The organism is Humitalea sp. 24SJ18S-53, from assembly GCF_050632385.1.
Taxonomy (GTDB): domain Bacteria; phylum Pseudomonadota; class Alphaproteobacteria; order Acetobacterales; family Acetobacteraceae; genus Humitalea.
Genome location: NZ_CP192599.1, coordinates 5,534,726 through 5,548,270, shown reverse-complemented (window position 1 = coordinate 5,548,270; position 13,545 = coordinate 5,534,726). Strand labels below are relative to the sequence as shown.

Annotated in this window: 8 protein-coding genes; 3 read left to right on the top strand and 5 right to left on the bottom strand. The window is 71.5% G+C overall.

The annotated features are described in order from the left end of the window. Positions 1-77: 77 nt before the first annotated feature. Together katG and ACQW02_RS26620 are read left to right on the top strand one after the other, a co-directional pair. Positions 78-2,288 carry a catalase/peroxidase HPI gene (gene katG, locus ACQW02_RS26625; protein WP_431282940.1) on the top strand — a complete coding sequence of 737 codons (2,211 nt, stop codon included), beginning with the start codon at positions 78-80 and terminating at the stop codon, positions 2,286-2,288. An 88-nt stretch (positions 2,289-2,376) separates the two neighbouring features. Next, a complete protein-coding gene (locus ACQW02_RS26620; protein ID WP_431282939.1) occupies positions 2,377-2,799 on the top strand; it encodes a transcriptional repressor in 423 nt (140 codons plus the stop codon). Positions 2,800-3,038: 239 nt separating this feature from the next. Here ACQW02_RS26620 and ACQW02_RS26615 read toward each other — a convergent pair whose 3' ends face one another. From ACQW02_RS26615 to ACQW02_RS26605, 3 genes are all read right to left on the bottom strand, one after another. Next, positions 3,039-3,995, bottom strand: a complete 957-nt coding sequence (locus tag ACQW02_RS26615; protein ID WP_431282938.1) for a Bug family tripartite tricarboxylate transporter substrate binding protein — start codon at positions 3,993-3,995, stop codon at positions 3,039-3,041. Between the two features lie 205 nt (positions 3,996-4,200). Continuing rightward, positions 4,201-5,574: an ATP-binding protein gene (locus ACQW02_RS26610; RefSeq protein WP_431282937.1), complete on the bottom strand. Its 1,374-nt coding sequence runs from the start codon at positions 5,572-5,574 to the stop codon at positions 4,201-4,203. Beyond that, positions 5,575-6,699 (bottom strand): penicillin-binding protein activator, encoded by a 1,125-nt coding sequence (locus tag ACQW02_RS26605; protein WP_431282936.1) that lies wholly within the window; start codon positions 6,697-6,699, stop codon positions 5,575-5,577. 2 nt (positions 6,700-6,701) lie between these two features. On the opposite strand from ACQW02_RS26605, the gene rsmI reads away from it, so the two are divergent. Then, the gene (gene rsmI / locus ACQW02_RS26600; RefSeq protein WP_431282935.1) at positions 6,702-7,610 is read left to right on the top strand and encodes a 16S rRNA (cytidine(1402)-2'-O)-methyltransferase; all 909 of its coding nucleotides are present in this window, start codon (positions 6,702-6,704) and stop codon (positions 7,608-7,610) included. Here rsmI and ACQW02_RS26595 read toward each other — a convergent pair. After that, positions 7,565-8,842, bottom strand: coding sequence for an MFS transporter (locus ACQW02_RS26595; protein ID WP_431282934.1), 1,278 nt, complete (start codon positions 8,840-8,842; stop codon positions 7,565-7,567). The genes rsmI and ACQW02_RS26595 overlap by 46 nt on opposite strands. Then, positions 8,839-13,482, bottom strand: coding sequence for an NAD-glutamate dehydrogenase domain-containing protein (locus ACQW02_RS26590; protein WP_431282933.1), 4,644 nt, complete (start codon positions 13,480-13,482; stop codon positions 8,839-8,841). Before ACQW02_RS26590 ends, ACQW02_RS26595 begins: the two co-directional genes overlap by 4 nt. Between the last annotated feature and the right edge of the window lie 63 nt (positions 13,483-13,545).

Below are 13,545 nucleotides of genomic sequence, written 5' to 3'. Positions count from 1 at the left end.
TCATCGTGCCGACCACCTGCATCGCGGTCCCGCTGCACGGACCAGATCCATCAAATCAACCAAGATCGGAGAGAAACATGGACGGAAACAATGGCGCGAGCGCCGGCAAATGCCCCGTCATGCATGGCGCGCCCAAGCACGCGACCTTTGGCGGCAGGTCGAACCGCGACTGGTGGCCGAACCAGTTGAACCTGAAGATTCTCCACCAGCATTCCCCCCAGTCCAATCCGATGGGTGAGGCGTTCAACTACGCCGAGGAATTCAAGAAGCTCGACCTCGCGGCCCTGAAGCAGGACCTCGTCGCGCTGATGACGATGTCGCAGGACTGGTGGCCGGCCGACTACGGCCACTACGGTCCGCTCTTCATCCGCATGGCCTGGCACAGCGCCGGCACCTACCGCACCGGCGATGGCCGCGGCGGCGCGTCATCGGGCACGCAGCGCTTCGCGCCGCTCAATAGCTGGCCCGACAACGGCAACCTCGACAAGGCGCGCCGTCTGCTTTGGCCGATCAAGCAGAAATACGGCAACAAGATCTCCTGGGCCGACCTCATGGTCCTGGCTGGGAACTGTGCCCTGGAATCGATGGGCTTCAAGACCTTCGGCTTCGCCGGCGGCCGCGCCGATGTGTGGGAGCCGGAAGAGGACATCTACTGGGGCGCCGAGGACACCTGGCTTGGCGACAAGCGCTACGAAGGGGACCGGGAACTCGAAAACCCGCTCGCCGCCGTGCAGATGGGCCTGATCTACGTCAATCCGGAGGGGCCGAACGGCACGCCCGATCCGATCGGCTCCGGCCGCGACATCCGCGAAACCTTCGCGCGCATGGCGATGAACGACGAGGAGACGGTGGCCCTCACCGCCGGCGGCCACACCTTCGGCAAGTGCCATGGCGCGGGCGATGCGGCCCTCGTCGGCCGTGAACCCGAAGGTGCCAGCATCGAGCAGCAGGGCCTCGGCTGGAAAAGCAGCTTCGGCAGCGGCAAGGGCGCCGATGCGATCACCAGCGGCATCGAGGGCGCTTGGACCCCGAACCCGATCAAGTGGGACAATGGCTACTTCGACACGCTGTTCGGCTTCGAATGGAAGCTGAACAAGAGCCCCGCCGGCGCCTGGCAATGGACGCCGACCGATCCCGCCGCCGCGACCCTGGTGCCTGATCCGCAAGACCCGGCCAAACGCCACGCGCCGATGATGACCACCGCCGACATGGCGATGCGCATGGATGCGATCTACGAGCCGATTTCGCGGCGCTACCACCAGAACCCGGACCTGCTCGCCGACGCCTTCGCCCGCGCCTGGTACAAGCTGACCCACCGCGACATGGGGCCGCGCTCGCGCTACCTCGGCCCGCTGGTCCCGGCCGAGGTGCTGCTGTGGCAGGACCCAGTGCCGGATGTCACGCATGCGCTGGTCAACGAGGCGGATGTCGCCGCCCTCAAGGGCCAGATCCTCGCCTCGGGCCTGTCCATCGCCCAGTTGGTGTCGACCGCCTGGGCCTCGGCCTCCACCTTCCGCGGTTCCGACAAGCGCGGCGGCGCGAATGGCGCGCGCATCCGCCTGGCCCCGCAGAAGGATTGGGAGGTCAACCAGCCGGCCCAACTGGCCACCGTGCTGGCGAAACTCGAAGCCATCCAGGCGGCGTTCAACGCGGCGCAGACCGGGGGCAAGAAGGTGTCGCTCGCCGACCTGATCGTCCTCGGCGGCGGCGCCGCGGTCGAGGAAGCCGCGAAGAAGGCCGGGCATGACGTGAAGGTTCCCTTCACGCCAGGCCGCACGGATGCGACGCAGGACCAGACCGATGTCGAGTCCTTCGGCGTGCTCGAACCGACTGCGGACGGCTTCCGCAACTACCTCAAGACCCGATACAGCGTGTCGTCCGAGGAGTTGCTGGTCGATCGCGCGCAACTGCTGACCCTGACCGCGCCCGAGATGACGGTCCTCGTCGGCGGCTTGCGCGTGCTGGGTGCCAATGCCGGACAGTCCCAGCACGGCGTCCTCACCAAGCGGCCGGAGACGCTGACCAACGACTTCTTCGTCAACCTGCTCGACATGGGCACGACCTGGAAGCCGACGTCGGAGGCCGGCGACGTCTTCGAGGGCCGCAACAGCGCGAGCGGTGCGGTGACCTGGACCGGCACGCGGGCCGACCTCATCTTCGGGTCGAACTCGCAACTCCGTGCCCTGGCGGAAGTCTATGCCCAGGACGACGCGCAGCAGAAATTCGTGCGCGACTTCGTGACGGCCTGGACCAAGGTGATGAACGCGGATCGCTTCGACCTCGCCTGATCCGGGCGCAACGACGATCGGGCGCGGCTGGTCCCAGCCGCGCCCGGACGCGCCTGCGGTCACCCAGGACACTGGGGAGGACGAACGAATGCCACAAGCGGTGGAAGCCGCGTTTCGGGAGGAATTGAGCCGTGCCGGCCTGCCCGGCCAGGGCGCGCTCGCGCGTCTGCTCGCGCTGTTGCGCGCAGCACCGGAGACCCATCTCAGCCTCGGCGAGGTGGTCCGCATGACCACGGAAACCGGGATCACCGTGACCTCGGCCGAACTCGCCCGCCAATTGGAAACCCTCGCCGATCACGGGCTGCTCGGCCGTCTGCCCAGCACCGGCGCCGAACGGGTCTTCGACACCGTGCCCGAACCGCATTCCCACTTGGTCTATGAAGAACCGGCACAGATCGTCGATCTCAACGTCTCACCCGAAACACTGCTCGCCATCCTGCGCCAGGCACTGGCAGAACGGCCGGACCGGGTCGAAGTCCTGGTGCGCTTCCGCCGGGATCCGGTGGAATGATGGGGGGTGGCGCCTTGAAAGGGGCTTTGCCCCTTTCAAACTATCCCCACCAAGGGGCCGTGGCCCCTTGGAACCCACGCTATTTGATAAAATAAAGAGAGGGGCGTCACTCGCGTTCCATTGGCACTCGCGGTCCCCGCCCCTCTCTTTATTTTATCAATACTCCGCCGGTCCAGGGGCGGCGGCCCCTGGTGGGGGAGGTGTGGAGGGGGCAAAGCCCTCTCCACTGGCGCAACCGTCTAATCCGCCGTCACCCCCGCCGCCCGCGCCACCGGCCCCCACATCGCGTCCTGGTCACGGATCGCCGCCGCCAGGGCCGCGCGGTCCGACCCCACGGCTTCGGCGCCCAGCGCCCGGATCTGCGCCACCACTGCCGGGTCGCGTGCCACGGCGATCGCATGTTCCTCGAACCAGGCGGCCAGCGCGTCGGGCATTCCGCGCGGCCCCATCAGCGCCAGCCAGGTTTCGGCGGAAAACCCCGGGATGGTTTCGGCGACCGTGGGCAGTTCGGGGGCGAGGGGGCTGCGCTCGGCCGAAAACACCGCGATGGCGCGGGCGCGGCCGTCGCGCGTCGGCGGCAGGCCGGTCACCACCGTGTCGGTATAGGCCTGGATGGTGCCGGTCAGCAGGTCCGGCAGGGCTGGGCCGGTACCCCGGTAGTGCACGATGTCGCAAGGCGCATCCAACGCGCGCAGCAGCAAGGCCGTCGCCAGATGCTGCGTGGTGCCGGCCCCGGGCGTGCCGCAGGCGGTCGGCCGGGCGCGCAGGGCGGCGCGGAATTCGGCGATGGTGGTGACCGGCCAGTTCGGCGCCCCCATCAGGATCACCGGGATGGCGGCGAAACGGCTGATCGGCGTCAGGTCGGCCAGCGGGTCGAAGGGCATCGTGCGGTAGATGTGGCGGTTGATCACCAGCGGCCCGGCCGGGACCGATCCCATCACCGACCCATCGGGCGGCGCCTTGGCGACCAGTTCCGCCGCCAGGTTCCCGCCGGCGCCTGCCCGGTTTTCCACCACCACCGCGCGCCCAAGGCGCGGCGCCAGGCCGGTCGCCAGCACCCGGGTCAGCAGGTCGATGCCCCCACCGGGGGGAAAGCCGACGATCAGCCGGATCGGCCCGGGGGGCAGGGCGGCGGGCTGCGCCCAGGCAACGGCGGGCGCCAGCGCCAGTGCGGCGATCAGCAGGCGGCGGATCATGTCGTTTTCTCCCGATGTGACATGCAGCCAAGCCGGGGAACGCCGCCAGGGCAAGCCAGCGCGGAAAGGAACATAATCCTTGATCAAAATGGGATTAAAGGCTTAGACTGCCGAGGCCCCGGAGACCCCCATGCCCGCCCCACCGCACCCCGCCGGCTATTTGTCCGAAACCCTGTTTTCCTATGTCGCGGGCCGGTTTGCGCGCCTAAGCCGCCGGCAGCCACACACGAAACACCGCGCCCGACCCGACGTCGCTTTCGATCAGCAACTGCCCGCGATGCCGGTTCACGATGTGCTTGACGATCGCCAGCCCCAGCCCCGTGCCCCCGGCCGCCCGGGACCGCCCGGAATCGACGCGGTAAAACCTCTCGGTCAGCCGGGGGATGTGTTCGCGTGCGATGCCCGGCCCATCGTCGGCCACACTCAACATTACCCCGGGCTTGGGGTTCTGGACCGTCTCCACCCGCAACACCGTCTGGCCGCCCTCCCGCCCGTGGCGGATGGCGTTTTCCAGCAGGTTGCGGACCACCTGGGCGATCTGTTCGGGATCGGCCGGGCGGGCGATGCAGCCCGGCGTGACCTCGCGCAGCAGCCGGGCGCGGCGGCTGGTCAGGATCGGCGCCATGGCATCGGCCTCGGCCTCGGCGATGGCACCGATATCGGCCTCGCCGGAGGGCGGCTGGTGTTCCGACAATTCGATCCGCGACAGGCCCAGCAGGTCGTCGATCAGCCGGCGCATCCGCTCCGCCTGCTCGGCCATGATGCCAAGGAAGCGCTTGCGCGCCACGGCATCATCCTCGGCCGGTCCGCGCAGGGTTTCGATGAAGCCCAGCAGGCTGGCCAGCGGGGTGCGCAATTCGTGGCTGGCATTGGTCACGAAATCGGCGCGCATCTGTTCCACCGCGCGTTCGTGCGACCGGTCCGCCAGCAGCACCATCAGCCGCCCGCCATCGGCCAGCGGCGGGTCCAGCGGCGTGACCTGGGCCACCAGGTCGCGCGCGACCGGCAGCGGCAGCACCAGGTCCACCCGCTGGATGGCGCCGGTCGCCAGCGCCCGGTCCACCGCCTCGGCCAGGATCGGGTGGCGCAAAAGGGACGCGATCTCGCCACCGGCCATGTTGCCGGGGGTGGCGCCGAACAGCGTGCGCGCGGCGGCATTGGCCCGCAGCGGCGAACGGTCGGCCGACAGCACCAGCAGGGGGTCGGGCAGCGCCTCGACAATCGCCGCATCGGCACGGGTCAGCCGGTCCACCTGGCCGCCGCGCTCGGCCAGGGTGCGGGCCAGGCGGGCGACACCGTCCGCGACCTCGGCCACCGCCGGCAACAGGGGGCTGCTGGGTTCCGGCAGGCGCCCGTCGCCGGCGGCGGCGCGGGCGACGGCCTGCGACAGCGCGGCCAGGTTGCCCAGCCACAGCCGCGCGACACCCAGGGCCGCGACACCGCAGGCGACGATGGCCAGCGCGGCCGGGCCGGGCGCCAGGAAATCCAACCCCGACAGGACCAGCAGCACGGCGGAAGGCGGCCCGCCAATCAGGCAGGCCGCGGCCAGGACCCGGCGGGTGTCAGGACGCCCCGGCACTCAGAACCCGGCCTGGCCCGGCAGGGTCGCGGCCTCGACCACCCGGGGCGAACCACCGGGGGACACAGCATAGACCGCCAGCGCCCGCAGCACCGTGCCATCCGGCATCAGCCGCAGCGCGCCATCCGCCCCCTGGAAGACCTGCCCCACGGGAACTTGCGCGGCGGCCCCGCCCCGCACCGCCACCGCGCCCAGGGCGGCGGCATCATAGGCGATGGCGGCGACCCGTGGGGGCGCTGCGCCAAAGGCGGCGCGGTAGCGGGATTCGAAGGTGATCCGCGCCCCGGTGTCGGGGCCCGGAAAAATCGCGCCGACCAGGTTCGGGTCGCCGCTGATCGTGGCATCCTGGCCCCAGCCTGCGGTGCCCATCAGGCGCAGCGGCGGGGCGGGCAACCCGGCCTCGGCCAAGGCGGCGGCGACGGCGGTGGCGCGGTCGCCGGATTCGGCCAGCAGCAGTGCCTGGGGCACGTCCTGCCCCGCCTGCGCCGCCAGGTCGCGCGCGACCAGGGCGGGGTTGGTGCCCGGCGGATACATCAGCACCACCGGCGCCGGCAGTCCGGCCTGGACGGTGATGGCCCGCAGCGCCAGCGAAAGCTGTTGGCTGAACGGCCCCTGCTGCCCGGCCAGGGCAAAGCGGCGGGCGCCGCCCTGGGCCGCGGTCGTGACCACGCGCCGCACCTGCTGCGCCGGGGTGACGCCGAGCGGCCAGACCCCCGCCGTGGCCTGCCCGGCGTCATTGGTGATGGCCAGCATCGGCACCCCCGCCGCCCGGGCGGGGCCGGAGGCGGCGGCGGTTTCGGCCGCGGTCAGCGGCCCGACGATGACGCGCGCGCCCTCGGCCAAGGCACGCCGCGCGGCCTGGCCGGCCCCGGCGGCCGTGCCGCCGGTGTCATGGGTGGTGAACTCGATCCCCGGCCCGCCATGTTCGAACAGCGCCAACTGCGCCGCGTTCGACAGCGCGGCCCCGAGGTCGGTGTTCGCCCCGCTCATGGGCAGCAGCAGGGCGACGCGGGTGCGCGGTGTGCCGGAGGCTGGCGGCAATTGGCCGCCGAAGCCGGCCGGCGGGCCTTGCGGCGCGCAGGCCGCCGGCAGCACAAGAACGGCCAGCAGCAGCAGGCGACGCAAAGGTGACACACCAGGACGACCAGCACGACGTGACGGAACCGGCAAGCGAACCTCCTTCGGGCGGTGGGTTGACGCTGGTGGCGACACCCATCGGCAATCTTGGCGACCTGTCGCCCCGCGCCGTCGCGGCGCTGAAGGCGGCCGATGCGGTGCTGTGCGAGGACACCCGTGTGACGGCTCCCCTTCTGGCACGGGAAGGGGTGGGGGCGACACTCCTTGCCCTGCACGACCACAATGAAATCGGCACGACACCCCGGCTGGTGGAGCGGATGCGCCAGGGCCAGAAGCTCGCCCTGGTGTCGGATGCGGGGATGCCGCTGCTGTCCGACCCCGGCTTCCGCCTGGTGGGGGCCGCGATCGCGGCCGGGCTGCCCATCACCGCCATCCCGGGGCCGAATGCGGCGCTGACGGCGCTGATCCTGTCCGGGCTGCCGCCCAACCCGCATTACTTCCACGGGTTCTTGCCGACCCGTGACGGGCAGCGGGCCAGCGAACTGGCCCGGCTGCGCGCCGCCGAACGGGCCGGCCTGACCGCGACGCTGATATTCTACGAGGCGCCGCACCGGCTGGGGGAATGCCTGGCCGCCCTGGCCGAAGCCTTTGGCGACCGCCCCGCCGCTGTCGCCCGTGAGCTGACCAAGCGGTTCGAGGAGGTGCGCCGCGGCCCCCTGCCGGCCCTGGCCGCCCATTACGCGACCCACGCCGCGCGGGGCGAGATCGTGGTGCTGGTCGGCCCCGCGCCCGAGGAGGCGCCCGACACGGGTGCGGCCCTGGACGCCGCCCTGCGCACGGCCATGGCGGGGATGAGCCTGCGCGACGCGGCGGCCTCGGTCGCCGAGGCGACCGGCCTGCCGCGCAAGCAGGTTTACGCCCGCGCCCTGGCGCTGTCGGCGGGCACCCGCGATGGCTGAGCCACGGTCCAGAGGATCGCCGCCCCCACGGCCAGGAACACCACCACGGTCGCCATGCCGGCCCGCTGGCTGCCGGTGGCGGCGGTGACGGCGGCCAGCGCGGCCGGGCCCAAGAAGCCCGTGACCCGACCCGACAGGGCGAAGAGGCCGAAGTGCACGGCGGCCTCACCCGGCGGGGCCATATGCGCCATCAGCGCCCGGCTGGCCGCCTGCGCCGGGCCGATGAAGACGCCGAGGCACAGCGCCAAGACCCAGAACGCCGCCTGGGTCGTCGCGATCAACAGCCCGGTGCCGCAGATGATCAACGCGACCAGCGCGATCAGGATGGTGACGCGGGATCCGATGCGGTCCTCGACCAAGCCGAAGCCTGCGGCCCCCAGCCCGGCGGTGACGTTCAGCGCGATGCCGAACAACAGGATCTGTTCCATGCTCATGCCAAAGACGCCGGCCGCGTAGATCGCGCCGAAGGCGAACAGCGTGTTCAGCCCATCGGTGTAGAACAGCCGTGCCACCAGGAAGCGCAGCAGCGGCGGGTTGCTGGGCAGGCGCTTCACCACGTCGATGATCTCGGCCAGGCCCCGGGTCGCCGCCAGCCGCCAACCGGGGCGTTCGCCCGGCGGATCCGGCAGGGCGATCAGCACGGGCCAGCCAAAGGCCAGCATCCAGACCGCGACCAGGATGGCGGCGGCGCGGACGTGTTCGGCCTGCCCCCGGTCCAGCCCGAACCACGACGGGTTGGGCTGGACAAAAATCACCAGCGTGATCGCCAGGCACGCCAGCCCGCCCGCATAGCCCAGGCCCCAGGCAATGCCCGACACCCGCCCCAGCCGATCGGGTGTCGCCACCTGCGGCAGCATGGCGTTGTAGAAGACCGTGCCCAGTTCAAAGGCCACCGTCGCGACCCCGACGCAGACCAGCACCCAGATGGCGGACCCCGGATCGGGTGTGCCGAACCAGATCAGCCCCGTCGCGACGGAGGTGACGATGGTGCACCAGAACAGCATCAGCCGCCGCCGCCCGCCGGCATCGGCGATGGCCCCCAGCAAGGGGCAGGTCAGCGCCAGGGCCAGCCCGGCGATGGTCTGCATCGCCCCCCATTGCGCCTGCCCCGCCGCCGGATCGGCGGCGATGCCCTGGCTGAAATAGGCCGCGATGACGAAGGTCGAGACCACCGTCGGAAAGGCGCTGTTCGCCCAGTCATACAGGGCCCAGGCCCAGGCTTTCCGTGTCACGCGGCGAGACGCCCCAAGGCCCGCAGGGCAACCGAGAAGGCGGCGAGTTCGCCCGCCGCCGCGGCCTCCTGCGCCAGGCGCATCGCATCGCCGACCCCCGGCGCCGCCGCGGGGTCGCCGCCGGCGAGCCTTGCGGCCGCCAGCCGCTGGCGCATCGCCGCCAGGTCGTCGAGCAAGGCCGCCCTTGCCCGCGTGCCGAAGGCGCCCGGCGCCCGCGCGGCGCCGATGGCGGCACGCAGGGGGGCCAGGGCAAAGGCCTCGCCGATCTCGTGCCAGGCGGTGGCAGCGGCGGTGGAGGTCACCCCCGCCATCGCCGCCAGCCTCACCACGATGGGCGCATCGGCCAGGGCGTCAGCGGCGGCCAGCCGGGCCGCGGGCTCGGGGATGCCCGCTGCGATCCAGGCGGCGCCCTGTGGCGTGTCGCCGGCTAAGGCGCGCAGGGCGTTGATGCCGGGGGCCAGGGCGGCCTCGGCCTCGGCCAGCGGCATCGCGCCCTCCGGCAAGGCCAGCAGGGCGCGGGCCGTGGCCTCGTGCAGCCGCCGCAATGCCGTCAGCACGGCGTGGCGGGTTTCGGCGGGCGCGGCACAGGTATCGGCCGCATCGGCGGCGTCGCCGAGCCCGAACAGGCGTTCGGCGAGCACCGCCGCATGGGCCGCGCGCCCGGGGTCCACATCGGTCGCCAGGCGCGAAAAACCGGCGCAGCCGAGCCGGTTGGCGACCTCGTTCGACAGGATCGTCGCCAGCAATTCGCGACGCAGCCGGTGGTTGCGGGCCTGGTCGGCGAATTGGGTGCGCAGCGCGGTCGGGAAGTAGCCCAGCAGCAGCGGTTCCAGCGCCGGATCATCGGGCAGGCTGGAGGCATCGATCGCGTCGTTCAGCCAAAGCTTCTGGTGCGGCAGAAGTGCTGCGATTTCCGGCCGGGTCAGCGCATCGCCCGATGCCGCGCGGGCGGCGATGGCATCGGCGCCTGGCAGCCCGGCGACGGCGCGGTCCAGCAGCCCCGCCGCTTCCAGCGCCTGCATCAGCGCCCCCTGCGCGGCCAGGGAATCCGCCCCGCCCAGGGCCTCCAGGGTCACCGCCAACCCCTGCTGCGCATTGTCGCGCAGCACCAGCGCGCCGACGTCGTCGGTCATGGCGCGCAGAAAATCCTCGCGCTGGCGTTCGGTCAGGATGCCGGTGCGCATGGCATCGGCCAGGGCGATCTTGATGTTCACCTCATGGTCGGAGGTGGACACGCCGGCGGAATTGTCGAGCGCGTCGGAGTTGAGCCGCACGCCATGGCGCGCTGCCTCGATCCGCCCGGCCTGGGTGATGCCGAGGTTGGCGCCCTCGCCCAGCACCTTGGCGCGCAACTCGCGGCCATCGACGCGAATGGAATCATTGGCACGGTCGCCGGCCTCGGCCTGGGATTCGGTGGCGGCCTTCACATAGGTGCCGATGCCGCCGAAGTAGAGCAGGTCGACCGGCAGGCGCAGGATGGCGCGCATGATGTCGGCGGGGGTCGCGCGTTCGGTCTCGATGCCGAGCAGGGTGCGGATTTCTGCTGACAGCGGCAGGGTTTTCGCGTTGCGCGGCAGAATCGCGCCGCCCGTCGACAACAGCCGCGCATCGTAATCGGCCCAGGAGGAACGCGGCAGCGCGAACAGCCGCACCCGTTCATCGTAGGACACCGACGGATCGGGATTCGGATCGACGAAGATGTGGCGGTGGTCGAAGGCCGCGACCAGCCGCGTCTGCCGCGACACCATCAGCCCATTGCCGAAGACATCGCCCGACATGTCGCCGACGCCGGCGCAGGTGAAGGGGGTAGCCTGGATGTCGTGCCCCATCTCGGCAAAGTGCCGCGCGATCATCACCCAGGCGCCCTTGGCGGTGATGCCCATGGCCTTGTGGTCGTAGCCCTTGCTGCCGCCCGAGGCGAAGGCATCGCCCAGCCAGAAGCCGCGTTCCACGGCGATGCCATTGGCGATGTCGCTGAAGGTCGCGGTGCCCTTGTCGGCGGCCGCGACGATATAGGGATCGTCGCCATCGCGGCGCTGGCTGCCGGTCGCGGGGATCACCCCCGCGTCGCCGATGTTGTCGCTCATGTCCAGCATGGCGTTGATCAGGGTGCGATAGGCCGCGATGCCGGCGGCCTGGAAGGCGGCGCGATCGGTCGGCGGTGCCTTCAGCACAAAGCCGCCCTTTGCGCCGGTCGGCACGATGACGACGTTCTTCAGGCGCTGCGCCTTCATCAGCCCCAAAATTTCGGTGCGGAAATCCTCTCGCCGGTCGGACCAGCGGATGCCGCCGCGCGCGACGGGGCCGGCGCGCAGGTGGCAGCATTCGATGCCGGGGGCGTGGACGAAAATCTCCCGCCAGGGGCGCGGCAGCGGCATGTCGCCGGCCAGGGCGCTGTCGATCTTAAGCGCCAGATACGGCTTCTGGGCGAAGAAATTGGTGCGCAGGACGGCGTCCACCAGGACCGACAGGCGTGAAAAGATGCGGTCGGCGTCGGGGTCGGTGACGGCTTCCAGGGCCGCGGTCCAGGCGGCGGCCAGGGCCGCGTCATCGGCGGTGCGGGACGGGTCCAGCCGGGCCAAAAACCGTTCGACCAGCAGGCGGGCGCAGTCGGGGTGGCTGGCGAGGGCGGCTTCGATGCTCGATTGCTCGACGCCAAAGCCGACCTGTTTCAGCCAGCGCGACATGCTGCGCAGCAGCCAGGCCTGGCGCCAGTCCAGCCCGGCGCGCAGCACCAGGCGGTTGAAGCCATCGGCTTCGGCCTGCCCGGCCAGCAGGGCGTCCAGCGCGTCCAGCAGCGGCGGCAGGCGGTCGGGCTGGGCTTCCACCCCGGCGTCCAGCACGAAGCGATGCAGCGCCACAGGGCCGGCACCGGCGGGGGACAGGCGATAGCCGGCTTCCTCGATCGCGCGCAGGTCCAGGCTTTCGAACAGCGGCAGCATATCGGCCAGCGGCAGCGCCTCACCGGGGTTGGCCAGGGTCAGGGTCAGCCGGCGGGGTGCCGCACCCGGCGCGCGATCGAAGGTGGCGGCGGGCCGGCCGGTGGCCAGCGCGTGTTCGGCCAGGGCGATATCGGCGACGACGCGCCCGGCCATGACGGTTTCGCGATAGGCGGGCGAGAACGCATCCTGCCAGCGCGTCATCAGGCTGGCGGCGGCGCCTTCGCCCTGTTCGGCCACCAGCGCCTCGGCCAGTTTTTCGGCGAAGCCGCGGGCGGCCTGGGCGACGGCCTCTTCCAGCACCAAGACATCGACCTCGGTGGCCTGCGCGGGATCGGTGCCGATGACGTAGTGCACCCGTGCCAGCGGCATGTCGCCCAGGGCGATGTAGAAGGCCGACAGCCGCCCATGGAACGCCCCGGCGATGAGTTGCCCGACCCTTTCGCGGGTGCGCGTGTCGAAGGATTCGCGCGGCAGCCAGACGATCACGCTGGCGAAGCGGCCGAAGGGATCGCGCCGCACATAGATCGCGGCGCGCGGCCGGATGCCGAGGTCGAGCGCGATGCGCGCGCCGTCCAGGATTTCCTGCTCGGTCGCCTGCACCAATTCGTCGCGCGGCCAGGTGTCCAGGATATTGCGCAGCGCGCGGCCGTCATGGCTGTCGGGGGCGACGCCCGCCATGGCCATGATGCGATCCACCTTGCCGCGCAGCAGCGGGATGGCGCGCGGGTTGCGGTTATAGGCATCGGCCGCGAAAAGCCCCAGGAACAGCCGCACCGCGACCACCCGCCCGTCGGGACCGAACACCCGCGTGGTCACGACATCGGCATGCTGCGGCCGGTGCACGGTGGACCGCAGATTGGCCTTGGCGACCGTCAGCGGCACGGGTGCGGAGAAGCCCGCGACGATGGCGGGCGGCACATGCGCCAGGTCGCGCAGCGCATCGAAGACCGGCACGTCGGGGTCGCGCAGCATGCCAAGGCCCGGTTCGGTCGTGGTCACCCGTCCGTCGGCGTCGATGTCGAGGCGCCGGTGGCCGATCAGCACGAAATTCTCGCCGGCGAGCCAGTCCAGCATCGCGGCCGCTTCCTCGGCATCGGCCGGGGCGGCGCGCACTTCCTCCCGCGCCGCGCGCAGCAGGTCGAGGGTGTCGGGAAAATCCGCGACCGCCAGGCGCACATCGGCCATGGCGCGGGCCAGCGCCGCCTCGGTCGCCGCCCAGGTGCCGTGGCCGGCGGGCGCGATTTCGATCCGCATCATGCTTTCGCGCGGGGAATCGGCGCCATCCAGCGCGATCAGCCGCCCGCCGGCATCGCGCGTGACGCCGACCACGGGGTGCAGCAGGCGCCGCACGGTCCGGCCCTGGCGCGTCAGGGCGCCAAGGGCGCTGTCCACCAGGAAGGGCATGTCATCGGTGACAATCTCGGCCACCGCATAGGCGCCGCGCCCCGCGCCGGGCGGCGCCAGGCGCACCATGGGCGCCCCGCCCGGCGCCCGGACGGCGGCAAAGGCGTAGAGCGACGCGGCCGCCGCGGCCGGCTGTTCGGGCGGCATGGCGGCCAGTTCGGCGGTGTGGACGGCCGCGTAGAGCCGCCGCAGCAGCACCACGGCATCGGCGGGCAGGTCCGGGGCCAGCGTCCGCAACGCATCCTCGGCCGCGCGAAACAATTCGCGTCGGGTCCCGCTGTCGGCGTCCGGCATGGTGCGGCCTCCCTTGTTGATCGGCACTGTCCGCGCGGGATGTGCGTTCCGCAAGCGCGGTTC